Annotated in this window: 21 protein-coding genes and 1 pseudogene; 19 read left to right on the top strand and 3 right to left on the bottom strand. The window is 62.1% G+C overall.

The annotated features are described in order from the left end of the window. Positions 1-581 precede the first annotated feature (581 nt). Positions 582-4,058, top strand: a complete 3,477-nt coding sequence (gene dnaE, locus RPMA_RS16385) for a DNA polymerase III subunit alpha (protein WP_211908787.1) — start codon at positions 582-584, stop codon at positions 4,056-4,058. Positions 4,059-4,061: 3 nt separating this feature from the next. Here the strand turns inward: dnaE and RPMA_RS16380 are convergent, their stop codons facing one another. Both RPMA_RS16380 and RPMA_RS16375 read right to left on the bottom strand, forming a co-directional pair. Beyond that, a complete protein-coding gene (locus RPMA_RS16380; RefSeq protein ID WP_211908786.1) occupies positions 4,062-4,289 on the bottom strand; it encodes a hypothetical protein in 228 nt (75 codons plus the stop codon). A gap of 10 nt (positions 4,290-4,299) precedes the next feature. Next, positions 4,300-4,530 carry a hypothetical protein gene (locus RPMA_RS16375; RefSeq protein WP_211908785.1) on the bottom strand — a complete coding sequence of 77 codons (231 nt, stop codon included), beginning with the start codon at positions 4,528-4,530 and terminating at the stop codon, positions 4,300-4,302. A gap of 297 nt (positions 4,531-4,827) precedes the next feature. Between RPMA_RS16375 and RPMA_RS16370 the strand changes: the two genes are divergently transcribed. The 18 genes and pseudogenes from RPMA_RS16370 (at position 4,828) to RPMA_RS16285 (ending at position 25,307) form a co-directional block, all read left to right on the top strand. Continuing rightward, positions 4,828-5,814, top strand: a complete 987-nt coding sequence (locus tag RPMA_RS16370; RefSeq protein WP_211908784.1) for a 30S ribosomal protein S2 — start codon at positions 4,828-4,830, stop codon at positions 5,812-5,814. A gap of 157 nt (positions 5,815-5,971) precedes the next feature. Continuing rightward, the gene (tsf, locus tag RPMA_RS16365; RefSeq protein ID WP_211908783.1) at positions 5,972-6,895 is read left to right on the top strand and encodes a translation elongation factor Ts; all 924 of its coding nucleotides are present in this window, start codon (positions 5,972-5,974) and stop codon (positions 6,893-6,895) included. An 83-nt stretch (positions 6,896-6,978) separates the two neighbouring features. Next, on the top strand, positions 6,979-7,695 hold the full coding sequence (gene pyrH / locus RPMA_RS16360; RefSeq protein WP_211908782.1) for a UMP kinase: 717 nt from the start codon (positions 6,979-6,981) through the stop codon (positions 7,693-7,695). A 61-nt stretch (positions 7,696-7,756) separates the two neighbouring features. Next, complete coding sequence (frr, locus tag RPMA_RS16355; protein ID WP_211908781.1) at positions 7,757-8,323, top strand: ribosome recycling factor; 567 nt, start codon at positions 7,757-7,759, stop codon at positions 8,321-8,323. A 92-nt stretch (positions 8,324-8,415) separates the two neighbouring features. Then, positions 8,416-9,171 (top strand): isoprenyl transferase, encoded by a 756-nt coding sequence (locus tag RPMA_RS16350; RefSeq protein ID WP_211908780.1) that lies wholly within the window; start codon positions 8,416-8,418, stop codon positions 9,169-9,171. Beyond that, on the top strand, positions 9,168-9,884 hold the full coding sequence (locus RPMA_RS16345) for a phosphatidate cytidylyltransferase (RefSeq protein WP_211908779.1): 717 nt from the start codon (positions 9,168-9,170) through the stop codon (positions 9,882-9,884). Before RPMA_RS16350 ends, RPMA_RS16345 begins: the two co-directional genes overlap by 4 nt. 4 nt (positions 9,885-9,888) lie before the next feature. Beyond that, the gene (dxr, locus tag RPMA_RS16340; protein ID WP_211913695.1) at positions 9,889-11,115 is read left to right on the top strand and encodes a 1-deoxy-D-xylulose-5-phosphate reductoisomerase; all 1,227 of its coding nucleotides are present in this window, start codon (positions 9,889-9,891) and stop codon (positions 11,113-11,115) included. A 43-nt stretch (positions 11,116-11,158) separates the two neighbouring features. Next, positions 11,159-12,310 carry an RIP metalloprotease RseP gene (rseP, locus tag RPMA_RS16335; RefSeq protein ID WP_211908778.1) on the top strand — a complete coding sequence of 384 codons (1,152 nt, stop codon included), beginning with the start codon at positions 11,159-11,161 and terminating at the stop codon, positions 12,308-12,310. A 188-nt stretch (positions 12,311-12,498) separates the two neighbouring features. After that, the gene (gene bamA, locus RPMA_RS16330) at positions 12,499-15,054 is read left to right on the top strand and encodes an outer membrane protein assembly factor BamA (protein ID WP_211908776.1); all 2,556 of its coding nucleotides are present in this window, start codon (positions 12,499-12,501) and stop codon (positions 15,052-15,054) included. A gap of 32 nt (positions 15,055-15,086) precedes the next feature. Beyond that, positions 15,087-16,168, top strand: a pseudogene (gene lpxD, locus RPMA_RS16325) (UDP-3-O-(3-hydroxymyristoyl)glucosamine N-acyltransferase). Then, positions 16,165-16,626, top strand: coding sequence for a 3-hydroxyacyl-ACP dehydratase FabZ (gene fabZ, locus RPMA_RS16320; RefSeq protein WP_211908774.1), 462 nt, complete (start codon positions 16,165-16,167; stop codon positions 16,624-16,626). The pseudogene lpxD and the gene fabZ overlap by 4 nt, the downstream one beginning before the upstream one ends. Positions 16,627-17,135: 509 nt before the next feature. After that, on the top strand, positions 17,136-19,607 hold the full coding sequence (locus RPMA_RS16315; RefSeq protein WP_211908772.1) for a TonB-dependent receptor: 2,472 nt from the start codon (positions 17,136-17,138) through the stop codon (positions 19,605-19,607). 130 nt (positions 19,608-19,737) lie between these two features. Further along, a complete protein-coding gene (locus RPMA_RS16310; RefSeq protein WP_211908770.1) occupies positions 19,738-20,415 on the top strand; it encodes a Fe2+-dependent dioxygenase in 678 nt (225 codons plus the stop codon). A gap of 10 nt (positions 20,416-20,425) precedes the next feature. Beyond that, positions 20,426-21,544, top strand: a complete 1,119-nt coding sequence (locus tag RPMA_RS16305; RefSeq protein WP_211908768.1) for an alpha-hydroxy acid oxidase — start codon at positions 20,426-20,428, stop codon at positions 21,542-21,544. Between the two features lie 138 nt (positions 21,545-21,682). Further along, positions 21,683-22,486, top strand: coding sequence for an acyl-ACP--UDP-N-acetylglucosamine O-acyltransferase (lpxA, locus tag RPMA_RS16300; RefSeq protein WP_211908767.1), 804 nt, complete (start codon positions 21,683-21,685; stop codon positions 22,484-22,486). An 18-nt stretch (positions 22,487-22,504) separates the two neighbouring features. Next, complete coding sequence (locus tag RPMA_RS16295) at positions 22,505-23,374, top strand: LpxI family protein (RefSeq protein ID WP_211908759.1); 870 nt, start codon at positions 22,505-22,507, stop codon at positions 23,372-23,374. Continuing rightward, a complete protein-coding gene (gene lpxB, locus RPMA_RS16290) occupies positions 23,371-24,531 on the top strand; it encodes a lipid-A-disaccharide synthase (RefSeq protein ID WP_249225233.1) in 1,161 nt (386 codons plus the stop codon). Before RPMA_RS16295 ends, lpxB begins: the two co-directional genes overlap by 4 nt. 140 nt (positions 24,532-24,671) lie before the next feature. Continuing rightward, positions 24,672-25,307: a nucleoside deaminase gene (locus RPMA_RS16285; protein ID WP_211908751.1), complete on the top strand. Its 636-nt coding sequence runs from the start codon at positions 24,672-24,674 to the stop codon at positions 25,305-25,307. Between the two features lie 160 nt (positions 25,308-25,467). Here RPMA_RS16285 and gltA read toward each other — a convergent pair whose 3' ends face one another. Then, positions 25,468-26,769, bottom strand: coding sequence for a citrate synthase (gene gltA / locus RPMA_RS16280; RefSeq protein ID WP_211908749.1), 1,302 nt, complete (start codon positions 26,767-26,769; stop codon positions 25,468-25,470). Between the last annotated feature and the right edge of the window lie 107 nt (positions 26,770-26,876).

Below are 26,876 nucleotides of genomic sequence, written 5' to 3'. Positions count from 1 at the left end.
GCTATCCCGAATCCAACGCAAAACATGCAGGGAGTTTGGGCGATGACCACGGCATTGATCGTTATCTGGGTGGCACTTGGTCTGTGTCTCGTCCCGATCATCTTCGTGTCGCTGGGCCTGTGGGCCAGCACCAAAGTCCAGGATCCCAAGGAATTTCATTGATTTGGCCGGTATGCGGCGCAAGGCGCCGCCGTTGCTTTTAACCATAGCTCGTAACCATGGCTTGTTCTTGCTGCGTTCTCGTGCGCGATATCCTTGACTCTTGGAACGGAATGAGAACATTGTTCTTCATATGTTCCAGGTGTCACGGAGGCTACCATGCTGAAGACCTTTGTTGAGGAAGCCGCGGCGCTGGCATCCATCGTTCTGTTCGTGGGGATGATCGCCGTTTGGGCGCAGGTCATCCCTCAGCTCTGAGCTAACACCAACCGGCGCCTCGCTGAGGGCCGGGAAAACGGGGATGCCCGTTCTGTCGGCTGGGTTTCAGTTGGACAGGGCGGCAGGCAAGGCTCACGATGGAATGGCGAGTCGGCCTTACGATGCCGCCGCGTTCCCCGAGATTGCCGACCCGGAATATCCTGATGAGTGAACGTCCAGCCGCAACCACACCCGGCTTTGTCCATCTGCACGTTCATTCGGCCTATTCGCTGCTGAAGGGCTCGATCAAGGTTGCCAAGCTGGCGGATCTGGCCAAGGCCGACCATCAGCCGGCGCTGGCGCTGACCGACATGGACAACATGTTCGGTGCGCTGGAATTCTCCGAGAAGCTGGCCGGTTCCGGCATCCAGCCCATCGTCGGCGTCGAACTCGCCGTCGATTTCGGCGATCAGGATCCCAATGCGCGCAATGCGCACGCCATCCTGCAACCGCGTATGGTGCTGTTGGCGACGCGCGAGCGTGGCTATTCGAGCCTGATGCGGCTCAATTCCCGCGCATTCCTCGAAACGCCGGTGCATCAGTCGCCGCATATCAAGCTCGACTGGCTGAAGGACGAGGCCGAGGACGTCATCGTGCTCACCGGCGGCCCCGACGGCCCGCTGGCGCAGGCACTGATCGCGGATCAGGCCGAACTCGCAGCACAGCGCTGCGAGCAACTCGCCAGTCTGTTCGGCGATCGCCTCTACATCGAATTGCAGCGCCACAATATCGAGAAGGAGCGCCGCGCCGAAGCGGGGCTGATCGATCTCGCTTATAGCCGCGGCATTCCGCTGGTGGCAGCCAACGAACCGTATTTTGCAACAGCCGAGGACTATGAGGCGCATGACGCGCTGCTGTGCATCGCTGGCGGCCGCATCATTGCCGAGACCGATCGCGAGCAACTAACCTCCGACCATCGTTTCAAGACCCGCGCCGAAATGGCCGTGTTGTTCGCCGATATTCCGGAAGCGCTGGCCTCGACGGTCGAGATCGCCGAGCGCTGCGCCTATCGCCCGCGCACGCGAAAGCCGATCCTGCCGCGCTTCACCGTCGGTGCCGGCAGCAATGCCGAGGCCGCCGCGCAGGAGGAGACTGACGAACTACGCCGCCAGGCGCAGGAGGGCCTCGACCGCCGGCTCAAGGTGCACGGCCTGTCGCAGGGACGCAGCGAGGAAGACTATCGCGCGCGGCTCGATTTCGAGCTCGGCGTCATCGCCCGCATGAACTATGCCGGCTACTTCCTGATCGTGTCGGACTTCATCAAATGGGCGAAGCTGCAGGGCATTCCGGTCGGGCCGGGCCGTGGTTCGGGCGCGGGATCGCTGGTCGCCTGGGTGCTGACGATCACCGACCTCGATCCGCTGCAGTTCAACCTGCTGTTCGAGCGCTTCCTCAATCCGGAACGTGTCTCGATGCCCGACTTCGACATCGACTTCTGCCAGGACCGCCGCGGCGAAGTGATCTCTTATGTGCAGCAGCGCTATGGCCGCGATCAGGTCGCGCAGATCATCACCTTCGGTACGCTGCAGGCGCGCGGCGTGTTGCGCGACGTCGGCCGCGTGCTGCAGATGCCTTACGGGCAGGTCGACAAGCTGACCAAGCTTGTGCCGCAGAATCCGGCGGCGCCTGTGACACTGAAGCAGGCGATCGAGGACGAGCCGAAACTGCAGGCGGCGCGCGATGAAGACCCGATCGTGGCGCGCGCTTTCGATATTGCGCAGAAGCTTGAAGGCCTGACGCGCCACGCCTCGACGCATGCGGCCGGCATCGTCATCGGCGACCGGCCTCTGTCCGAACTGGTGCCGATGTATCGCGATCCGAAATCGGATATGCCGGTCACCCAGTTCAACATGAAATGGGTCGAGCCTGCGGGTCTCGTGAAGTTCGACTTTCTCGGCCTGAAGACGCTGACCGTGCTCGATGTCGCGTGCAAACTGCTCAAGCAGCGCAACATCCATGTCGATCTTGCCACGACACCGATCACCGATGCCGACAGCTATTCCATGCTGGCGCGTGGCGAAGTGGTCGGCGTGTTCCAGGTGGAAAGCGCGGGTATGCGGCGCGCGCTCGTGGACATGCGCCCCGACCGTTTCGAGGACATCATCGCGCTGGTCGCTTTGTATCGACCGGGTCCGATGGCCAACATCCCGACCTATTGCGCGCGCAAGCACGGCGACGAGGAGCCGGAATATCTGCACCCGATCATCGAACCGATCCTGAAGGAGACGTTCGGCGTCATCATCTATCAGGAACAGGTGATGCAGATCGCGCAGGTGATGGCGGGCTATTCGCTCGGCGACGCCGATCTCTTGCGTCGCGCCATGGGTAAGAAGATCCGCGCGGAGATGGAAAAGCAGCGCGCGATCTTCGTCGAGGGCTCGGTGAAGAACGGCGTGCCGAAAGGGCAGGCCGACACGATCTTCGATCTGCTGGCAAAATTCGCCGACTACGGCTTCAACAAGAGCCACGCGGCGGCTTACGCGCTCGTCTCCTATCACACCGCCTATATGAAGGCGCATTATCCGGTGGAGTTCATCGCCGCGTCGATGACGCTGGATATGAGCAACACGGACAAGCTGTCGGAATTCCGCGCCGAGGCGCAGCGGCTCGGTATCAAGGTCGAGGCCCCGAACATCAATCGTTCGGGCGTGACCTTCGAGGTCAGCGAGAACACGATCTATTATGCGCTGGCTGCGCTGAAGGGTGTCGGCGCCGGTGCGGTCGAACAGATCGTGGCTGAGCGCAACAAGAACGGGCTGTTCACATCGCTCGCCGACTTCGCGTCGCGCGTGTCGCCGAAGGCGGTGAACAAGCGCATCATCGAAACGCTGGCCGCGGCTGGCGCTTTCGATACGCTCGATCCCCATCGCGCCCGTGTCCATGGCGGCGCCGACAGCATTCTGGCGGCCTGCCAGCGGGCCAATGAAGCGGCGACCTCTGGCCAGAACGACATGTTCGGCGGCGCTGTCGATGCGCCGACCGTGATGCTGCCGCAGATCGACAACTGGCTGGCGGCCGAGAAGCTGCGCAAGGAATATGACGCCATCGGCTTCTTCCTGTCCGGCCATCCGCTCGACGATTACGCCACCGCGCTGAAGCGGCTGCGGGTGCAGAGCTGGGCTGAGTTCTGCAAGGCCGTGAAGACCGGTGCCACCGCGGGCAGGGTGGCTGCGACGGTGGTGTCGCGCATGGAGCGGCGGACCAAGACCGGCAACAAGATGGGCATCATGGGCCTGTCGGACCCGACCGGTCATTTCGAGGCGGTGCTGTTCTCCGAAGGCCTCGCCCAGTTCCGCGACGTACTTGAGCCCGGTACCGCCGTGCTGCTGCAACTCGGCGCCGAGTTGCAGGGCGAAGACGTCCGCGCCCGCGTCCTCAATGCCGAACCGCTGGATGCCGCCGCCGCCAAGACCCAGAAGGGCCTGCGGATCGTTATGAAAGACACCAAGGCCCTGGATTCGCTGGAAAAACGCCTGCAGAAGCAGGTCGGTCCCGGCGCTGGTGGCGACGTCTCCATCGTGCTGCGGCTGGATCTGCAGACCGAGGTCGAATTCAAGCTCGACGGCCGCTTCGTCGTCTCGCCCCAGATCGCGGGGGCGATCAAGGCGGTGACGGGCGTTGAGATGGTGGAGACGCTCTAAGGCTCAGGTCGCGAGCACTGCCTTTTTCAAGGCGTCGGGGAGGGTAACCGGGCTGAACGACGATTTCGGGTACAGGTAGTCTTCCCCGGATTCATCGATGACGCGCAGCAAGCCGCGCTTGTCGGCCTCGTCGTCGGGGAGCACGACATAGATCTTCCGCCGTTCAAGTGCGGCTGCGTAACCCTCGTTGTCGAGGCAGATGACCAACTGTTCGTTTGAGGTCTTTGCCATGGCAGCCTGCTCAGAGCAGATGTTTGATCTTGTATTCCCGGCGGCCGATGCCTGCCGCTTCGTACCAGTGTATTTCAGCAAGCTGGATTTGACCATCGGCCAGCCGGACACGGCAGACGCCTTTCCGTTTCCGCCAGCGACCACGGCCATAGGCCTTGCGGAGACGGGCGATCTCGCGGATACCCGAACCCGTTGCAATCGTTTCGATATCGAGAATGCCGCCCACTATCTCGAATTGCATTCAATGATTGTCGCGAAGGTTTTGTGCGCGTCAAGGTAGACGGCCGTTATATGTCCTTGAGCGCGTCGCAGCATTAAGGCGTCCAATCGCCTGACGAGGTAGGGGAAAGCCGTGCCAGCCCCCGCCAAACCGCTGTTTCGCCTTGCTTCTCACCAGAATCCCGCTATAAGCCGGCCCATCTCACACGGAAGCATGGCTTAATCGCCGTCCGGTGGCACCGGGCTGCAGGCAGATTCTCCTGTCCGCACAACCCTTTGCTCACACGCTTCCGGAGGAACAAACCGGAGAATTATAACGATGGCACTACCTGAATTCACTATGCGTCAGCTCCTCGAAGCCGGCGTCCACTTTGGTCACCAGTCTCACCGCTGGAATCCGAAGATGGCCGAATACATTTTCGGCGCGCGTAACAATATCCACATCATCGACCTCGCGCAGACCGTGCCGTTGCTGCACACCGCGCTGAAGGCTGTCAGCGACACCGTCGCCAAGGGCGGCCGCATCCTGTTCGTCGGCACCAAGCGCCAGGCGCAGGACGTCGTTGCCGAAGCCGCCAAGCGCTCGGCGATGTATTTCGTCAATTCGCGCTGGCTCGGTGGCACGCTGACCAACTGGAAGACCATTTCCGGTTCGATCAAGCGCCTGCGTCACCTCGAGGAAGTGCTGAACTCGGGCGACGCCGCCCAGTACACCAAGAAGGAGCGCCTGACGCTGCAGCGCGAGCGCGACAAGCTCGACCGTTCGCTCGGTGGCATCAAGGACATGGGCGGTCTGCCCGACCTGATCTTCGTGATCGACACCAACAAGGAAGACATCGCGATTCAGGAAGCTCAGCGTCTGGGCATCCCGGTGGCGGCGATCGTCGATACCAATTCGGATCCGAAGGGCATCACTTATGTGGTCCCGGGCAATGACGACGCCGGCCGTGCGCTGACGCTGTATTGCGACCTGATCGCTCGCGCCGTCATCGACGGCATCTCACGCAACCAGGGCGACAGCGGCTACGATGTCGGCGCCTCAACGGCTCCGGCCGCTGAAGAGCTCCCGGCTTCGGGTTTCCAGGGCCTTGCCGGTCCGCGCGGCACCGCCGACGACCTCAAGAAGCTCACCGGCGTGTCCGGCGCGATCGAGAAGAAGCTTAACGATCTCGGCGTCTTCCACTTCTGGCAGCTCGCCGAGCTCGACCACGACACCGCCCACAAGATCGGCGAAGAAGTCGGTCTGCCGGCCCGCGCCGATGCGTGGGTTGCCCAGGCCAAGTCGCTGACCGCGGAAGCCGAGTAATGCGCGGCGCGCGATTGTGCGCCTCAGCTTGAACAAAATCGTGCGGCCGTCATGTCGGCCGCACGTTTCGTATCTACAACTCTCTCGATGATGGTTCCTGTGGTGAACCCCGGCACCGGCCGGGCTGTGCTCACCCCGACAGGCAAAGGGTACAACAATGGCAGCAATTACCGCAGCGATGGTCAAGGACCTCCGTGAGACCACGGGCGTCGGCATGATGGATTGCAAGAACGCACTGGCCGCCAATGACGGCGACATGCAGGCTGCAATCGACTGGCTGCGCGCCAAGGGTCTCTCCAAGGCCGCCAAGAAGGCGGACCGCGTCGCCGCTGAAGGTCTGATCGGCGTGCTGACCGATGGCACCAAGGGTGTCGTGGTTGAAGTCAACTCCGAGACCGACTTCGTTGCGCGCAACGATCAGTTCCAGGGCCTCGTGAAGATGATTGCCCAGGTCGCGCTGAAGGTCGGCGACGACGTGGAAGCCATCAAGGCTCACAAGGTCGGCGACAGCAATGTCGAGACCGCGATCACCGAAGCCATCGCCACCATCGGCGAGAACATGACGCTCCGTCGCGCCAAGAAGCTGGAAGTGTCGGCCGGCGTCGTGTCGCATTACGTGCATAACGCCGTGATCGACGGCCTCGGCAAGATGGGCATCATCGTCGCGCTGGAATCCACCGGCAAGGCTGATGAGCTGGCCGTACTCGGCCGCCAGATCGCCATGCATGTCGCCGCTGCCAACCCGCAGGCGCTGGACTCGACCGGTCTCGATCCGGCCGTGGTGGCGCGCGAGAAGGAAGTCATGGCGGACAAATATCGCCAGCAGGGCAAGCCGGATGCGATGATCGAGAAGATCGTCGAGAACGGCCTGAAGACCTATTACAAGGAAGTCTGCCTGCTCGATCAGGCCTTCATCCACGACACCGGCAAGTCGGTGGCGCAGGCCGTGAAGGAAGCCGAAGGCAAGGTCGGCGCGCCGATCACCGTCAAGGGCTTCGTCCGCTACGCGCTCGGCGAAGGCATCGAGAAGGCCACGTCGGACTTCGCAGCCGAAGTCGCTGCGGCGTCGGGCCAGAAGTAAGTTCGAAGCGTCAGCTTCGATAATGACGACCTCCCGGCAGATCACTGCCGGGAGCTGCCGCCTCGAAAGGAAGCGATCGCATCATGGCTGAGCCGCTCTATCGTCGCGTCGTCGTGAAAGTGTCGGGCGAGTCCTTCGCCGGCGGACAGCCCTTCGGCATCGATCAGCCGACCATTGATCGCATCGCCAGCGACCTCATTGCAGCCCAGAAACTCGGTGTCGAAATCGCTGTCGTCGTCGGCGGCGGCAACATTTTCCGCGGCGTCGAGGTCTCGTCGCGCGGCGTGTCGCGCCCCGCCGGCGACACCATGGGCATGCTCGCCACCGTCATGAATTGCCTTGCGCTGGAAGCCGCCATCGAACGCCAGGCGGTGCCGGCGCGCACGCTGTCGGCCATGGTGATGCCGCAGGTCTGCGAACTGTTCACCCGCGCCACCGCGCACAAATATCTCTCCGAGGGTCGCATCGTGCTGATGGCTGGCGGCACCGGCAATCCGTTCTTCACCACCGATACGACCGCTGTGCTGCGCGGCGCCGAAATCGGCGCGGCAGCGGTGCTGAAGGCCACCAATGTGGACGGCGTCTACAGCGCCGACCCGAAGAAAGACAAGACCGCCACGCGCTTCGAGCGCCTCAGCCATTCGCAGGCGGTGGAAGGTAACTACAAGGTCATGGACGCGACAGCCTTTGCGCTGGCGCGCGAAGCCTCGCTGCCTATTATCGTGTTTTCCATTGCGGAGCCGGGGTCTATCGGCGCCATTCTGACAGGTACGGGCCGCGGCACCATCGTCGCGGGTTGATCTTCACGACAGGCGAGGGCGCGCGTTTGCGATCCCCGCCAAGGTTTTAAGGAGAGTTCGCATGGCCGCTCTGGCCCCATTCGACATCAACGATCTGAAGCGCCGCATGCAGGGCGCGATTGCGTCCCTCAAGCATGACCTCGGCGGTCTGCGCACCGGACGCGCAGCGTCCTCGATGCTCGAGCCGGTCATGGTCGATGCCTATGGCAGCGCCATGCCGCTGAACCAGGTCGCCACCATCAGCGTGCCGGAGCCGCGCATGCTGTCGGTGCAGGTGTGGGACAAGTCGATGGTCAAAGCCGTCGAAAAGGCGATCGTCGATTCCAATCTCGGCCTCTCGCCGGCCACCGAAGGCACCACGCTGCGTCTGCGCGTGCCGGAACTGAACGAAGAGCGCCGCAAGGAACTCGTCAAGATCGCGCATAAATATGCCGAAGCCGCCAAGGTTGCAGTGCGTCACGTGCGTCGCGACGGCCTCGACATCATCAAGAAGCTTGAAAAGGCCCACGAGATTTCCGAGGACGACCAGAAGCGCCACGACACCGAGGTGCAGAAGGCGACCGACGCCGTGATCGCGGAAGTCGATCAGTTGCTGGCCGCCAAGGAAAAGGAAATCATGACGGTCTAGGCCGCGACGAACAGCGCTTAAACCAATTACAAAGCGTTTGGTCCGCAAATCGCCATAGATATAGCGGACCACACGCCCGGGGATTTCAATCGATGTCGAATGCCGCCGCGCCAGCCACTGAGGGATCTGACCGATCCTCGCCGGCGCATGTCGCAATCATCATGGACGGCAACGGGCGCTGGGCGGCAGCGCGCGGTCTGCCACGCGCCGAAGGCCATCGTCGCGGCGTCGAAGCATTGCGCCGTGTCGTGCGCGCCTCCGACGAACTCGGCATTCGCTATCTGACGATCTTCTCGTTCTCTTCGGAAAACTGGTCACGTCCGGCGTCTGAGATCAGCGACCTATTCGGCCTGCTGCGCCGCTTCATCCGCAATGACCTCGCCACGCTGCATCGCGACGGCGTGCGCGTCCGCGTGATCGGCGAACGGCATGGGCTGGAAGGCGACATCGCCTCGCTGCTCAAGGAAGCGGAAGATCTCACCCGCAACAACACCAAGCTCACGCTGGTGGTCGCGTTCAACTACGGCTCGCGCCACGAAATCGCGATGGCTGCGCAGCGCCTGGCCCGCGAAGTAGCCGAAGGCAAGCGAACGGCCGACAGCATCACCGCCGAACTGCTCGATCAGTCGCTCGACACGGTGGGCATTCCTGATCCCGATCTGATCATCCGCACCTCCGGCGAGCAGCGGCTGTCCAACTTCCTGATGTGGCAGGCGGCCTATAGCGAATTCGTTTTCGTACCGATGCACTGGCCGGACTTCGACAAGGCCGCGCTGGAAGGCGCCATCGCCGAATATGCGACGCGCGAACGCCGCTTCGGCGGCCTGGTTGCGAAAACCGCTTCGTGACGAATCCAGCTCCAGACAGTACGCCGAAACCGGTAGACGACCGCGGTGTGCGCAATCTCGTGCAGCGCGTGCTGGCCGCGATCGTCCTGATCCCGCTCGCGATCGGCGCTGCCTATGCCGGTGGCTGGCTCTGGGCCGGGCTGGTGGCGCTGGTGTCGGTCGGCCTGTTTCTCGAATGGCGCAGCATTGTCGGCCCGCGTCCGGGTTGGCTAGCCATCGGTCTGGTTTATGCGGTAGCCGCGCTCGTCGCTTCGATCCTGGTACGTCGGGATGCCGAGTGGGGCTTCCTGTCGCTGATGTTCATCCTGATCATCGTTTGGGTGACCGATATCGGCGGCTATGCCTTCGGTCGCACGATCGGCGGTGCCAAACTGTGGCCGCGTGTCAGCCCGAAGAAGACCTGGGCGGGCGCTGTCGGTGGAACATTGCTGAGCATTTTTGTTGCGCTCGTGTTCTCCCTGTCCGGCGTCGGAAAGATGGGCCCACTGGTGCTGCTGGCCGCGATCCTCACGGTGCTGTCTCAGCTCGGTGATCTCTTCGAGTCCGCCGTCAAACGCAAATTCGGTGTGAAGGATTCCGGCCAGATCATTCCGGGCCATGGCGGCCTGCTGGATCGGCTCGATGGCTATGTTTTCGCTGTGGTTGCGGCTGCGGTAATCGGTCTTATCCGCGGTGGCGCCGATGGCGTCGGCCGCGGTCTTATGGTTTGGTGATGTGATGAGCCCAGTTCCCTTGCGTAACGAAAAAGCTGCCGAGGCTTCGGTCCGCAGCGTCACGATCCTCGGTGCCACCGGCTCGATCGGCGACAGCACGATGGATCTCATTCGCGCGGCGCCCGAGCGCTACAAGGTCGAGGCGCTGACTGCGAACAGCAATGTTGAGGGCATCGTCAAGCTCGCAAAGGAATTCAACGCGCGCTTCGTTGCTGTCGCCGATGAGAGCAAGGGCGCCGAATTGCGCGCGGCGCTGGCCGGCACCGGCATTGAAACCGGGGCAGGCGAGAGCGCGGTCACAGAGGCTGCTGCACGTCCTGCCGATTGGGTGATGGCGGCCGTCTCAGGCGCCGCGGGCCTGAAGCCGGCGCTGGCCGCCGTCGATCGCGGCGCAACGGTTGCGCTGGCCAACAAGGAATGTCTCGTCTGTGCTGGCGATTTCTTCATGGACCGTGCCGCCAAGGCCGGGGCCTGCATCCTGCCGGCGGATTCCGAGCACAATGCACTGTTCCAGGCATTGGCCTCGGGCAGCCGCGATGAACTCACGCGCGTGATCATCACTGCCTCGGGCGGTCCGTTCCGCACCTGGAAGGCCGAGGATATCGAGCAGGCGACCCTGGCGCAGGCGCTCAAGCATCCGAACTGGTCCATGGGCCAGAAGATCACCATCGATTCCGCCTCGATGATGAACAAGGGCCTCGAAGTGATCGAGGCGTCCTATCTGTTTGCGTTGTCGTCAGATGAAATCGACGTGCTGGTGCATCCGCAGTCGATCATCCACGGCATGGTGGAATTCACGGATATGTCGGTGGTCGCCCAGCTCGGCTCGCCGGACATGCGCACGCCGATCGCCCACTGCCTCGGCTGGCCAAACCGTATCAGCAAGGGCAGGGCGGCGCCGCTCGACCTCGCCAAGATCGGTTCGCTGACCTTCGAGGCACCGGACTACGCCCGTTTCCCTGGCCTCAAACTGGCCTATGACGCGCTGCGCACCGGCTCTGGCGCGACCACAGTCTACAACGCCGCCAACGAAATCGCGGTCGCCGCCTTTATCGCCGGCAAGATCCGCTTCGGCGCCATCGCGCGGCTGGTCGAGGCCACCATGAACGGATGGGTGCGCGCCGGTAACCTGGCGCCGCTGTCGTCGGCGGATGATGCGATTTCCGTTGACCATAAAGCGCGAAAGCTGGCGGCAAGCCTGTTGCCTGAAATTGCCGCAAACGCTTCGTAGATATTTAGAGGCGAGGCTGCCTGGCTTCGCATAGGGGATTGGGATGTTTGACTTTTTGCAGCATGGCTTCACCACGTTGAGCCACGGGCTGATCGGCTACATCATCCCGTTCCTGTTCGTGCTGACCATCGTCGTGTTCTTTCACGAACTCGGACATTTTCTGGTTGCGCGTTGGAACGGCGTTAAGGTCCTGACCTTCTCGCTCGGCTTCGGTCCCGAACTCGCCGGCTTCAACGACCGCCACGGAACGCGCTGGAAAATTTCGGCGATTCCGCTCGGCGGCTATGTCAAATTCTTCGGTGACGAGAGCGAAGCTTCGACGCCGTCGGCCGAAGCGCTGCAGAATATGACGGTGTCCGAGCGCAAGGACGCCTTCCACCACAAGCGCGTCGGTCAGCGCGCGGCGATCGTTGCCGCCGGCCCGATCGCGAATTTCCTGCTCGCCATCGTTATCTTCACCTGCCTGTTCACCTTCTTCGGCAAGCCGAGCACCACCGCCAAGGTGGACAGCATCCAGGCCGGCAGCGCCGCCGAGAAGGCCGGCTTTCAGTCCGGCGACGTGATTGCCTCGATCAACGGCAAGCCGATCACCAGCTTCTCCGACATGCAGCGGATTGTCGGCATCAGCGCCGGCGAGCAGCTTTCCGTCACGGTCAAGCGCGGCGATGCCAATGTCGATCTCAAGGCGACGCCTGAGCAGCGCGAGGTAAAGGACAGTTTCGGTAATGTGCACCGCCTTGGCGTGCTCGGTATCACCCGCGCCACCACGGCGGGTGAGGCGACCACCGAACGGGTCGATCCGGCCACCGCGCTGGTGCTCGGCGTCAAGGAGACCTGGTTCGTCGTTGACCGCACCTTCTCCTATATCGGCGGTGTCTTCACCGGCCGCGAGGCGGCCGACCAGATCGGCGGTCCGATGCGAATCGCCCAGATCTCGGGGCAGGTGGCCACTATCGGCCTGACCGCGCTGATCCATCTGGCCGCGGTCCTGTCGATCTCCATCGGCCTTCTTAACCTGTTTCCAGTTCCATTGCTCGACGGCGGACATCTTCTGTTCTATGCCGTGGAGGCGGTGCGCGGTCGTCCACTGTCCGAACGCGCACAGGAGATGGGGTTCCGGATTGGGCTGGGTTTGGTGCTGATGTTGATGGTTTTCGCGACCTATAACGACATTCTTCACCTTGCCGGGTCATGATGTCTGGTGATGTCCGGAGCGGGGATAACGTGGCCGGAAGGCAACGTCTTGGAATGAAATTAGAAAACTTCGGCGAATGGTCGTTTGCCACTGGGGTAAAATTGGCTACAAGCTGGGCAACTCAAGGGATTCTGTCTGTCCGTAGGGGTGCGGGCCGGCGGTACTGGAATGATAAGGGCGCTTGGCGCATGATTTTTGGATTGCGGGGTTTCCGGGGCGGTTTGTTTGCTGCTTCGATCATGATTGCCATGCCGGTCGCCGCTTCGGTGACGGCTGCGCTTCTTCCGACAGCTGCGGTTGCGCAGACCGTCGCGTCGATCACCGTTGAGGGCAATCGCCGCGTGGATGTCGAAACCATCCGCTCTTATTTCCGTCCGGGCCCGAGCGGTCGTCTGGATCAGGGCGTCCTCGACGACGGCCTCAAGCTGCTGATCGAGACCGGTCTGTTCCAGGACGTGCGCGTCAGCCCCGCTGGTGGACGCATCGTGGTGACTGTGGTCGAGAACCCGGTGATCGGCCGCGTTGCCTTCGAAGGAAACAAGAAGGTCAAGGACGATCAGCTCAACGCCGAAGTGCAGTCGAAGGCCCGCGGTACGCTTTCGCGTCCGATGGTGCAGTCCGACGCCCAGCGCATCTCCGAAATCTATCGCCGTTCCGGCCGCTATGACGTCAGCGTCACCCCGGAAATCATCGAGCAGCCGAACAACCGCGTCGATCTGATCTTCACGATCAACGAAGGCGCGAAGACCGGCGTGAAGTCGATCGAATTCATCGGCAACAACTATTACTCGTCCTATCGCCTCAAGGACGTGATCAAGACCCGCGAGTCGAACTTCCTCAGCTTCTTGGGTTCGGGCGACATCTATGATCCGGATCGCGTCGAAGCCGACCGCGACCTGATCCGTCGCTACTACCTGAAGAACGGCTTTGCCGATGTGCAGGTTGTTGCTGCGCTGACCGAGTACGATCCGGGTCAGAAGGGCTTCCTGGTCACCTTCAAGATCGAAGAAGGCCAGCAGTACCGCGTCGCCAATGTCGATTTCTCGTCGACCATCCCGAACTTCGATCCCACCTCGCTGCGCTCGTTCTCGCGCGTTGGCGTCGGCTCGCTCTACAACGCGGAAGCGCTGGAGAAGTCGGTCGAGGAAATGCAGATCGAAATGTCGCGTCGCGGCTACGCCTTCGCCGTGGTTCGTCCGCGCGGCGATCGTAACTTTGAACAGCACACGGTCTCGATCGGTTATTCGATCGAGGAAGGTCCGCGCGTTTACATCGAGCGCATCAATGTCCGCGGCAACACCCGTACCCGTGACTATGTCATTCGCCGTGAATTCGACGTCTCGGAAGGCGATGCCTATAACCGTGCGCTGGTCGATCGCGCCGAACGCCGCCTGAAGAATCTCGACTTCTTCAAGAGCGTGAAGATCACCACCGAGCCCGGTTCATCCGGCGATCGCGTGATCCTGGTTGTCGATCTGGAAGAAAAGTCGACGGGTGACTTCTCGGTGTCGGGCGGTTACTCGACCACCGACGGTGCGCTGGGCGAAGTCAGCGTCTCCGAGCGTAACTTCCTCGGTCGCGGCCTGTTCGCCAAGGCGTCGGTTCAGTACGGCCAGTACGCTCGCGGCTACTCGCTGTCCTTCGTCGAGCCCTATTTGCTCGACTACCGCGTCGCGCTCGGTCTCGACTTCTTCTATCGCGAGCAGCTGTCGAACCAGTACATCTCGTACAACACCAAGACGATGGGCTTCAGCCCGCGCCTCGGCTTCCAGCTGCGTGAAGACCTCGCGCTGCAGCTCCGCTACTCGATCTTCCAGCAGGAAATCTCGCTGCCGGCTCAGCTCGCGAATTGTAACAATACGATTCCCAATAACGGCACGAACACGCCCGGCTATATCAATCAGCAGAATGGCATCGGTACTGTTCAGCCAGGTAATGCCGGCACATGGGGTTGCTACGCCGATGGTGAATCGTCGCTCCCAGTTCGCCGCGAACTGGCGAACGGCAAGGCTCTGACCTCGATGGTCGGCTACACGCTGAACTACAACACGCTCGACAACAACAAGAACCCGACTGACGGTCTGCTCATCGAGTTCAAGCAGGACTATGCGGGCGTTGGCGGCGACGTGAGCTACCTCAAGTCCACGTTCGATGCAAAGTACTACACCCCGCTGGTGGCGGATATCGTTGGCTTGCTGCGTGTCCAGGGCGGTATGCTGAACGAAGTCGGCAAGGACATCCGCATGCTGGATCACTTCCAGATGGGTCCGAACCTTGTGCGTGGTTTCGCTCAGAACGGTATCGGCCCGCGTGACATCAGCTACGTCGCACTCGGTTCATACGGCGACGCACTGGGCGGCACCAAGTATTGGGGCGCCTCGGCTGAATTGCAGATGCCGTTCTGGTTCCTGCCGAAGGAAGTTGGCATCAAGGGCGCGCTGTATGCCGATGCTGGCGGCCTCTGGGATTATAAGGGACCGACGACTTGGGCTCAGACCGGCGAAATTCAGTCCTTCAAGGCTGGCAGCACCCCAGGTGTTTGCGTCCCGGCATCGCAGACCTCGGTCGGAAGCTGCACCGGCATGACCTATGACGATGGCAATCAGGTTCGGTCGTCGGTCGGTGTTGGCCTGATCTGGCAGTCGCCGTTCGGTCCGCTCCGCTTCGACTACGCTGTTCCGCTCACCAAGGGCGCATATGATCGCGTTCAGCAGTTCAGGTTCGGCGGCGGAACTTCGTTCTAATCTTGCCTGACGGCCGCACCGCGACGGATGGAATGGCGCTGCCGACCTTCTTCAAGCAATACCCTTCGTTGACGTTGGCTGAAATCGCCGCGTCAACGAAGGCGCGTCTGGTCGATGCCGACAAGGCGGACCATGTCATCACGGGCGTCGCCTCGCTGGACGAGGCTGGCCCGCATCATCTCGCATTTTTCGAAAACGTCCGTTACGCCGATCAGCTTGCGCGCACGCAGGCTGGTGCCGTGCTGGTCAGTGAGGGCTATAAGGGCGAGATCCCGGCCCATGTCGCTGTGCTACGTGCCAGGCAACCATTTGCCGCGTTTGTCGGGCTCGCCACTGCATTCCATGCCGATACGCTGCGTCCGACATCAGGCTTCGACGTCTCCGGCATTTCCGAACAGGCCATCATCCATCCGACGGCAGTGCTCGAGGACGACGTCACGGTCGACCCGCTGGCTGTGATCGGCCCGGATGTCGAGATCGGCTCTGGCACGATTGTCGGTTCAGGCGCCGTCATTGCTGCGGGCGTCAAGATCGGCCGCGATTGCAATATCGGGGCAGGGAGCGTGCTGCAGTTCACGCTGATCGGGAATAACGTGCTGGTTCATCCCGGCTGCAAGTTCGGCCAGGACGGCTTCGGCTTTGTGTTTGGTCGCGACAGGCACATCAAGGTACCGCAAACCGGCCGCGTCCTGATCCAGAACGATGTCGAGGTCGGCGCCGGCACCACCATTGATCGCGGTAGTCTGCGCGATACGGTGATCGGCGAGGGCACCAAAATCGACAATCAGGTCCAGATCGGTCACAATGTGACGATCGGACGGCATTGCGTTATCGCCGCCAAATGCGGTCTTGCGGGCAGTCTGACCATCGGCGACAACGTCGCGCTGGGCGCCATGGTGGGCCTCAACAATCACATCACGATTGGCGACGGCGCACAGGTTGCCGCGATGGCGGGCGTGAAGGACAGCATCCCGCCGCGTGGGCGATGGGGGGCATCTTTGCCCGGCCGACGAAACAGTGGTTCCGCGAGATCCTCGCGGTGGAGAAATTGGCCCGTGAGACCGCGCCCGGCGCGGCCACGGATGCGCAGGATACGAAGGACGAGCGGGAATGAGCGAGGAATCGCCGGTTATCATCGAGGCGGTGGACATCAACACCATCCTCAAGACGCTGCCGCATCGCTATCCGTTCCTGCTGATCGATCGCGTGGTCGGTATCCGCAAGGACTTCAGCGGCGTCGGCATCAAGAATGTGACGATCAACGAACCGTGTTTCCTCGGTCACTTTCCCGAACGGCCGGTCTATCCGGGCGTTCTGATGATCGAGGGCATGGCGCAGACGGCCGGTGTAATCGGTATCAGCTCCGTCGAAGGCACCGAGAAGCCGCGCGCGGTTTACTTCCTCACCATCGACAAGTGCAAATTCCGCAAGCCGGTGATGCCGGGTGATACGATCGAGTATCACCTGCACCTGATCAACCGGAAGCGTGCCATGTGGTGGTTTCACGGCGATGCCAAGGTCAATGGCGTCACTGTTGCCGAGGCCGATGTCGGCGCCATGCTGACGGACTAACTGCGTCCTTCTCGATCCACTCCAGTCGTGACGTTCAGCATGCAGGCTGCGGCCTCGCATGCCGATTGAACACGTGTGTCCGGCGACGATCGCGTTGGCGGAGTGTCGATCAGTTCGACATCTACATGCCGATGCGAGCCGGGCGTTGTGCGCGGCATCGTCGAAGAGCGCGCGATTCGTTCCCAGTGTCGGCGCTTGAAAGGATGCAAACACATCGCGGTGTAGTACTGCGATGATTCAACTTATCGAACGTCGCAATGAATTGCTGGCGCGTAAAATTGGTCACTTCTGCCGCATGTGACGAAACGTAGCGTTGTTGATAGGTCTGCAGGTCATGAAACGTTGACCTTCATCAAACCACTGCTGCGATAGCGGATTCGCACGTAAAGATAGGATCGCTGCGACCGATTGCCTCCTGCGGCGTCGCTGTTTGTTAGATGGCTTCTACAAACAGCAATTTGTTTCTCAATGTATCAGCGCCCTGCAATTAAGATTTATGGGGCGATAGAATGACTAAAGTCGGGCGGGGGCGTAACGGTGGAATCGAGCAGCGTGTGATTGTGGTGCACGCGGCTGACACCAAGCGGACGCGACGATCAGCGATACCTTACGCCGCATTGTCGGCAGGCATTGCGATCTCGCTGTCGACGGCCGGTCAGTCAGCATCCGCGCAGGAAGCCACTGCGCAACGCGGATCTTCGCGGGTGCTCTATACGATCGAGGTTACCAGCCCGCGCGTGCAGCAGCGCCGCGCCACGGCGCCTGCGGCCTCTGCACCCCGTCAGGCCCAGCCACGCAGAACGCCGCGCGTTGCTGCTGAGCCGGTCGGTGTGCCAAGCCAGGGCGGGCCGCAGGGTTATGTGGTGCCGACAGCGTCGTCGCCGAAGCAGACCGCACCGCTGCTGGACACGCCGCAGACCGTGACAGTCGTGCCGCAGCAGATCATTCGCGAGCAGGGCGCGCGTAACCTCACCGAGGTTCTTCGCAACACACCCGGTATCAGCTTCGACGCCGGTGAAAACGGCTTCTCGACCTCCACCAACAACTTCAAGCTCCGAGGCTTCGACGGCAGCGGCAACATTTTCTTCGATGGCGCGCGCGACAGCGGCACCTACACCCGCGATACGTTCAACGTCGATCGCGTCGAAGTGTTCAAGGGGCCCGCGATGGAGAATGGTCGCGGCGGCGCCGGCGGCTATGTCAATCTCGTCAGCAAGGTGCCGTGGCTTGCCAATGTCACCCAGGGTGATGTGAGCTTCGGCTTCGCGCAGGGCGGTCAGCAGGCGCAGAAACGCGGCACCATCGACATGAACTACATCGTCGCGCCGAACACTGCGTTCCGATTGAATGCGATGATCGAGCAGAGCGGCATTCCCGGCCGTGACGTTGCGGAGAACCGAACCTGGGGCATCGCACCGTCGCTCGCCTTCGGTCTCGGCACTGATCTGCGTGCCTATGTGTCGTATGAGCATCTGACGCGTCGCGATCGGCCCGATTGGGGCATTCCCGGCGCCGGGGTGAAGGGCATGTTCCGATACGATCCGCTCGCTGCTTCCGCCTCAAAGGACAATTTCTACGGGCTGCGTTCGGATTTCGACAATGTCGATAGCGATGCTGTGCTCGGCCGTGTCGAATACGACATCACCAAGCACGTGACGATCAGCAACCAGACACGCTGGTCGACCGTTGATCGCTCGTCTCAGTACACCGTACCAACCGGTTTCACCCCTGCCACGCGGGTGGTAAGCACGCAGCGGCAGTTCTATGATCGCCGCAACACGTCGGTTTCGAACCTGACGAATGTTTCTGCATCGTTCGACACCGGTCAGCTCCAGCACAAGGTCTCGGCCGGCCTCGAGTTTACGCAGGAAGAGTCGAACGCGCTGCGGTTCGGAACGCAGAACTCGAACACCGATCTTTTTAACCCCAATCCGGATCGGGCCATCGCTGCTCCCTTGCTGCCGACCTTCACCAACGGCATCAAGATCAATACCGTCGCCGCTTACGTGTTCGACACGATCAAGCTGAACGAGCAGTGGTCGATCATGGGTGGCTTGCGCGCCGAAAAATACAAGGTCGATATCGATAGCCGCACCATTGCGGGCCTGCCTTCGGGTCTCAACGGCAGTGAGTCCGATGTCACGCTCGGTGGCAAGACGGCGATCGTCTACAAACCGACGCGTTATTCGAGCATTTACGGTGCGTTCGGTGTCTCCTATCTTCCGCCAGGCTCCTATCTGTCCAACCCGGACATCTCGCGCCCGGATGACAACGCGTTTCCGGGCTTCGTTGCCGGCGCAGATCCGACGCGTTTCCACAATTACGAAGTCGGCACCAAGGTTGATTTCTTCGGTGGCCGTCTGAGCACAACGGCCGCGATCTTCCGTACAGAAAAGCGCAACGCGCCAATTACAGGGCGTGATGTCGGCGATACCGTCGATAGCCTGAAGGGCTATGGGCAGCAGATCGTGCAGGGTATCGAATTCGGCGCGGCCGGTCAGATCACCCCGGCATGGTCGGTGTTCGGCGGTTTGCTGTTCATGCAGAGCGAGCGCAAGCATTCAGCCTATCTGGATGACGTGCGCCGCCGTGCAAATCCCGCGGACTACGCGCCGTTCCTCACCACCAGCGGCAACGAGCTCGCCTTCACACCGAATGTCTCGGGTAATCTCTGGACGACCTACAAGTTCATCTCGACCGGATGGACGCTGGGTGCCGGCGTGAACTTCGCCAGTGAGTCCTTCCTTGGACGCCCGGACGATGCGAACCGCATCATTCCGAACGGCCAGTTCGGCATGCTGCCGGGCTATGCGGCCTTCAACCTGATGGCGTCCTATGACATCCAGAAGGATGTGGTGCTGCGGTTGAACGTCGATAACGTGGCCGACAATCGCTACGCGGTGTCGAGCAACTGGAATGGCTCTCGTGCGGCTATCGCTGCGGGCCGCGTCTATCGGGTCAGCACAAGCTTCAAGTTCTGATCTGATCGATCTACGAAATAGCGGCTGCGGCGGGTTCGTTTAGAACCTGCCGCAGTTGCGTTTGGTGGCGTGGCGATCGATGGTCGGCGCTGCTAAGAAGAGCCGGCAGACGAGCGGAGGAGCGGCGACCATGGAGATCATTCCCGACGTGCTGACACCGGCTGAAGTCAGCCGTTGCCGCGAGCTGCTCGACAGGGCCGCCTGGCAGGATGGCAAGACAACAGCGGGGCACATCGCCGCGCGCGTCAAGCAGAACCAGCAGCTTGCACAGGACGATCCGCTGGCTGGCGAACTCAGCGCCTTCGTGCTGGAGAAGCTCAGCACCACCAGCAGGTTCATGGCTGCGGCACTGCCGCTGAAGGTGCTACCGCCGCGTTTCAACCGTTACGCGGATAGCGGCACCTATGGATATCACATCGACAATGCGATCTTCTCGGTCCCGGGGACGCCGACCCGCGTGCGCGGCGATCTCTCCGCCACGCTGTTTCTCAATGATGTCGATGAGTATGACGGCGGCGAGCTTCTGATCCAGGGTGAACTCGCGACGCATGAGGTCAAGCTGCCAGCGGGACACATGGTCCTGTATCCTGCCAACACGTTTCATCAGGTCACACCGGTCACCCGCGGCGTCAGGCTTGCATCGTTCTTCTGGATCCAGAGTCTGGTGCGCGAAGCCAATCGCCGCGCGATGCTGTTGGATCTCGACGACACCATTCAGGACCTTGCGGAGGAGGCGCCGGATAGCGAGGCGCTGGATCGCCTGACGGGCCTGTATCACAACCTGTTGCGCGAATGGTCGATCACCTGAGGGAGGCGATATGACCGTCGAGCCGCGCGACAAGCTGCAACAGATTCCGGCGACGATTGCGTCGGTCTCCGATTACGAGCCCTATGCGCGCGAGCGGATGACCGAGCAAGCCTGGGCCTATATCGCCGGCGGCGCAGCCGACGAGGTGACGCTGCGCGACAACTGCGCCGCATTCCAGCGCCTCACGCTGCGGCCGCGCGTCCTGCAGGATCTGACAGGCGCACACACGCAACTCACACTGTTCGGCCACACCTTCCTGCATCCGATCATGCTGGCACCCGTCGCCTTCCAGGCGCTCGTGCATCCCGAGGCGGAAATGGCTACCGCGCTCGGCGCATCCGCAATGCAGGCCGGCATGGTGGTGAGCACGCAGGCCACGCGTTTGCTGGAGGATATCGCTGCCGCGGCTTCGTCACCGCTCTGGTTTCAACTCTACATCCAGCCGGACCGCGACTTCACCCGCGATCTGGTGCAGCGTGCCGAGCGCGCCGGATATCAGGCGCTGGTCGTGACCGTCGATGCGCCGGTAAACGGGCTGCGCAATCGCGAGCAGCGGTCCGGCTTCGCGTTTCCAGCCGGAGTCGAGGCCGTCAATCTGCGCGGCATGCGCGGGCTGCCGCCACGACGCGGCGAGGCGGGCGCTCAGATCCTGCTCGGCAGTGACCTCCTGAATGCCGCGCCGACCTGGCGCGACCTCGCCTGGCTGAAATCGCTGACACGGCTGCCGGTGCTGTTGAAAGGGATCACGACAGCCGAGGACGCCGTGCGGGCGGTCACCGAGGGCATGGACGGGGTCATCGTGTCCAACCATGGCGGGCGTACCCTGGACGGCCTCCCCGCGACCATCGACGTGCTGCCGGACATCGTCGCGGCCGTGGAGGGCCGGGTGCCTGTCCTGATGGACGGCGGCATCCGCCGCGGCAGCGACGTGTTCAAGGCCTTGGCGCTGGGCGCGAAGGCGGTGCTGATCGGCCGGCCCTATGTCTATGGTCTGGCGGCGGCGGGCGCGACAGGGGTCTCGCACGTGCTGTATCTGCTGCGGGCCGAGCTCGAGGTCACCATGGCCCTGGCCGGATGCCGCGATCTGGCAGCGATTTCACCGGCTGCGGTGCGGTTCACCCAGGCTTGAGGGCCTGCGGCAACAAGCTGTGCGGACGTAACAGATCGCAATCAGACGTCACTGGACAGCCCCCAAAACTCGCGCTAACCACTGGAAAAATCACGACATTCGCAGGCAGCCGGGCATGGCTGGGATTGGACTTTCCGGATGAGTAAGATCGACCCGACCGCACGTATCGCCGATGGCGCTGTCATCGGTGAGGGCGCCGAGATCGGGCCGTTCTGCGTGGTGGGACCGCATGTCAGCATTGGCGCCGGCACCAAGCTGCTGTCCCATGTGAATGTTACGGCCGACACCACCATCGGTACCAATTGCACGATCTACCCGTTCGCGTCCTTGGGCACGCCACCGCAATCGCTGAGCTACAAAGGCGAGCTGACCAAGCTCGTCATCGGCAACGACTGCACCATCCGCGAGAGCGTGACCATGAATGCCGGCACCGTGGCCGGCGGCGGCATCACCACGGTGGGTGATCGCGGCTACTTCATGAACTGCTCCCATGTGGGCCATGACTGCCATGTCGGCAATGACGTGATCTTCGCAACCTCGGCCACGCTCGGCGGTCACTGCGAAATCGGCGACTTCGTCTTCATGGGCGGCCTCTCCGCCGTGCATCAGTTCACGCGTATCGGACCGCAGGCGATGGTCGGCGGTGTCTGTGGCGTGCGCGGCGACATCATTCCATTCGGCCTCGTCAACGGCCAGTATGCCGCGCTCGAAGGCCTCAACCTGATTGGTATGAAGCGCCGGAAGTTCACCAAGGATCGCCTCGCCATGGTGCGCGGCTTCTATCAGAAGCTCTTCCATGGTCCCGGTGTCTTCGCCGAGCGTCTTGAGCGCGTGCAACCGTTGGCTAGTGAAGATCCGGCGATTGCGGAAATCCTGGCTTTCATTGCAGGGGGCAAGCACCGTGCTTTGTGCCTGCCCGAGGACGGCGGTAGTCATTCCTGACCGGGGCGGGGGCCCAGCATGAACGGCCAGCCATCGACGCAAGCGCTCGCGATCGGATCTCCGTTCGGCATCATCGCCGGCGGAGGTGCCATGCCGTTTGCAGTGGCGGATTCGCTGGCTGCTCGCGGCATCAAGCCGATCATCTTCGGACTGAAGGGTTTCTGTGATCCCGCACAGGCGGCGCGGTTCGAGCATTACTGGACGCCGATCGGAAAACTCGGTGCGTTGCTCAGGCTGATGCGCAGCACGCATTGCCGTGATCTCGTTTTCATCGGCACGCTGGTGCGTCCCGCGATTTCTGAAGTCCGTCTCGACTGGGGCACTTTGCGCGTGATGCCGCAGGTGTTCCGCGCCTTTCGCGGAGGCGACGATCATCTGCTCACCAGCGTCAGCCGCCTGTTCGAAAACGAAGGCTTTCGCCTGCTGGGCGTGAAGGATGTCGCGCCGGACCTTCTGATGCCTGCGGGCAGCATTACGCGTGCGACGCCCGATGCCGACGCCTCGGCCGACATTGCACGTGGACGCGACGTGCTCAGCGCGTTGAGCCCGTTCGATATCGGCCAAGCCTGCGTGGTGATCGATGGTCACGTTGTCGGGATCGAGGACATCGGCGGCACCGACGCGCTGTTGGCGCGTGTCGCCGAATTGCGGGCCAATGGCCGCATCCGCGCCAAAGTGGGCAGGGGCGTGCTGGTGAAGGCGCCGAAGAGCAGCCAGGACCTGCGCTTCGATCTGCCGACAACAGGTCCACGCACGGTCGATGGCGCGATCGCTGCCAAGCTCGGCGGCATTGCTATCGTGGCCGGCAACACCATCGTCGCAGAGCCACAGGCGATGATCGCGGCTGCGGATGCCGCCGGACTGTTCGTGACGGGATTGTCAGCGTGACGCGCAAGATTCATCTGATTGCCACCGAGGAATCCGGGGATCGCCTCGGTTCGGCGCTGATGCGCGAGTTGAAGTCGCGCTTTGGCGATGATGTCGTGTTCTCCGGTGTCGGCGGCTCGTCCATGGCGCGCGAGGGATTGCAGTCGCTCTTTCCGATCGAGCAATTGTCGATCATCGGCATTGCCGCTGTCGTGAAGAAGCTGCCGTCGATCCTCAAGCTGATTGCGCGCGCCACCGACGACGTCTTGCGCACCAAGCCCGACGTGCTGGTCATCATCGACAGTCCCGATTTCACCCAGCGTGTCGCCAAGCGCGTGCGCAAACGCGATGCGTCCATTCCGATCGTCAACTATGTGTCGCCGACCGTATGGGCGTGGCGTCCGGGGCGCGCGAAGGCGATGCGCGCCTATGTCGATCATCTGCTGGCGCTGCTGCCGTTCGAACCCGAGGCGCATCGTAGGCTGGGCGGCCCGCCATGTACTTATGTTGGCCATCCCCTGATCGAGCAGATCGACAGTCTCCGACCGAATGCAGACGAACAGGCGCGGCGTGACGGCAAGCCGCCGGTGCTGCTGGTGCTGCCCGGGAGCCGGCGCGGTGAAATTCGCCATCACATGGAGACGTTCGGTGCGGCGCTCGATCTCCTGCGCAAGCGTGGGGGCGAGTTTGAGCTGATTCTCCCGACCATGCCGCATCTCGTCGATGGCATCACCACCGCTCTGAAGTCGTGGCCGGTGCAGCCGCGTGTCGTCATCGGGGAGGCGGAGAAGCGCGCCGCCTTCCGCATTGCGCATGCGGCTTTTGCGAAGTCCGGCACCGTGACACTCGAACTTGCTTTGGCGGGCGTACCGATGGTCACCGCGTATAAAGCGGGAAAGATCGAAGCGCGGATCATTCGTCGTTTCGTGACATCATCTTCGGTGATTCTCGCCAATCTCGTGATCGGCGAGAACGTTATTCCCGAATTCATTCAGGAAGACTGCACGCCGGAAAAACTCGCCGCATCCTTGCAGGACGTGCTTGCGGATACGCCGATGCGTCATCGTCAGGTGGAAGCAATGGCGAGGCTTGATGACATCATGGGCGTCGGACACGCATCACCCAGCCGCCAGGCCGCCGAAGTGGTAGAGAACTACGCTAAGCATTTGGGGAAATAGGTCTTTCTCCGCACCGCGTCGAAAGTGGGGGGGCGCCAACAAGACTCCGTAAGGACTTCACCTCTAAGAGCAGTGTCGGCCCTCTGCAATCATGCGGCGCGGGCGCTTCAGCGGTCGCTGTGACCGCCAGGGTGAATGACATGACCTCTTCCTCGAATGGCGACACGTCCCTCGATAAATTGTTCGCGTCTGCGCGCGTGGTGCATCGGCGCCAGTTTCTTGCGGCAGGTGCAGGCGGCGTGATCGCCGCGTCCGCGGGCACCGAAGCTTTTGCGAAGCCGGCTTCACCCGTCGCCTCCGGCACGGAAGAGGACAAGAAGTTCATGGCGCAGGCCATCGAACAGATGCGCAAGGCCGGCGTGGTGGAGCGCACCGGCGGTCCGTTCGGCGCCGTGATCGTGCGCAACGGCGAAGTTCTTGCCGTCACCGGCAATAGCGTGTTGCGTGACAACGATCCGTCGGCACATGCCGAGGTCAACGCTATCCGTGCGGCCTGCAAGAAGGTCGGCGCGCCCAATCTCAAGGGCGCTACCATGTATACGAGCTGCGAATGCTGCCCGATGTGCTACGCGACGGCCTATTGGGCGCGTCTCGATCGCATCGTATTCGCGGCGGCGTGGACGGACTACGCGGATCTGTTCGACGACAGCAATATCAGCGCGGATATGAAGCTGCCTTACAGCAAGCGGAAGCTGAAGATCGCGCAAGTCAGCCAAGCCGACGCGCAGAAGGTCTGGCAGGAATTCCGCAAGCTGCCGGATCGCGCGAAGTATTGAGATCGTAGCGTAGCCCGGATGGAGCGCAGCGCAATCCGGGGACAGCAGAGTTAGTTCAAACGCCGGTCCCCGGGTTACGCTTCGCTCCACCCGGGCTACACAAAAACAAAACCGGCGGATCTTGCGATCCGCCGGTTTGTCGTTTCAGCCTCGACGCCGTTTAGCGCTTGGCGATGTCCGTGTAGTCGCGGCGGGCTGCGCCGGTGAAGAGCTGGCGCGGACGGCCGATCTTCTGCTGCGGGTCGCCGATCATTTCGCTCCACTGGCTGATCCAGCCGACGGTGCGGGCGACGGCGAACAGCACGGTGAACATCGAGGTCGGGAAGCCCATCGCCTTCAGCGTGATGCCCGAATAGAAGTCGACATTCGGATACAGCTTGCGGTCGATGAAGTACTGGTCCGACAGCGCGATCTTCTCGAGCTCCATCGCAACAGCGAGCATCTCGTCGCCGCCATGGCCGGTTTCCTTGAGAACTTCGTGGCAGGCCTGCTGCATCAGCTTGGCGCGCGGATCGTAGTTCTTGTAGACGCGGTGGCCGAAGCCCATCAGGCGCACGGACGAGTTCTTGTCCTTCACCTTGGCGATGAATTCCGGAATCTTGTCCACGGTGCCAATGTCGGCGAGCATCTGCAGCGCAGCCTCGTTAGCGCCGCCGTGAGCGGGACCCCACAGGCAGGCGATGCCGGCGGCGATACAGGCGAACGGGTTGGCGCCCGACGAACCGGCGATGCGGACGGTCGAGGTGGAAGCGTTCTGCTCGTGGTCAGCGTGAAGCGTGAAGATCTTGTCCAGCGCCTTCGCGAGCACCGGATTGACCTTGTACTCCTCGCACGGCACGGCGAAGCACATCTTCATGAAGTTCGACGCGAAATCGAGCGTATTGGTCGGGTAAACGAAGGGTTGGCCGATCGTGTACTTGTAGGCCATCGCAGCAAGCGTTGGGATCTTGGCGATCATGCGGATCGAGGCGATCTCGCGCTGCTTGGCGTCGTTGATGTCCGTGGAGTCGTGGTAGAAGGCGGCGAGGGCACCGACAGAGGCGACCATCACAGCCATCGGATGCGCGTCGCGGCGGAAGCCGGTGAAGAAGCGCGTCATCTGGTCGTGGACCATGGTGTGGTTGGTCACGAGGTGGTCGAACTTTTCCTTCTGCGCCTTGGTCGGGAGTTCCCCGTACAGCAGCAGATAGCAGGTCTCGAGGAAGTCACCCTTCTCGGCGAGCTGCTCGATCGGGTAGCCGCGATATTCCAGGATGCCGGCGTCGCCGTCGATATAGGTAATCTGGGACTGGCAGCTCGCGGTCGAGGTGAAGCCCGGATCGTAGGTGAACATGCCCGACTGGGCATAGAGCTTGCCGATATCGATCACATCGGGGCCGACGGTCCCACTATGGATCGGCAGATCGAAACTCTTGCCATCGACTGTCAGCGTTGCGGATTTGGTGTTTGTTTTCGCGTCCATCGCATAGTCCCCGATGAGATCGTTGAGGGGCCGTCAAACCACCGTCATTTAAGGAGAAAATGGCGGCGTCCGACGGGAATTCCAGAGCATTCGGCTGCATGCGTAGC

Source organism: Tardiphaga alba (assembly GCF_018279705.1).
Classification (GTDB): Bacteria; Pseudomonadota; Alphaproteobacteria; order Rhizobiales; family Xanthobacteraceae; genus Tardiphaga; species Tardiphaga alba.
This window is presented reverse-complemented; position numbering and strand designations above follow the sequence as displayed.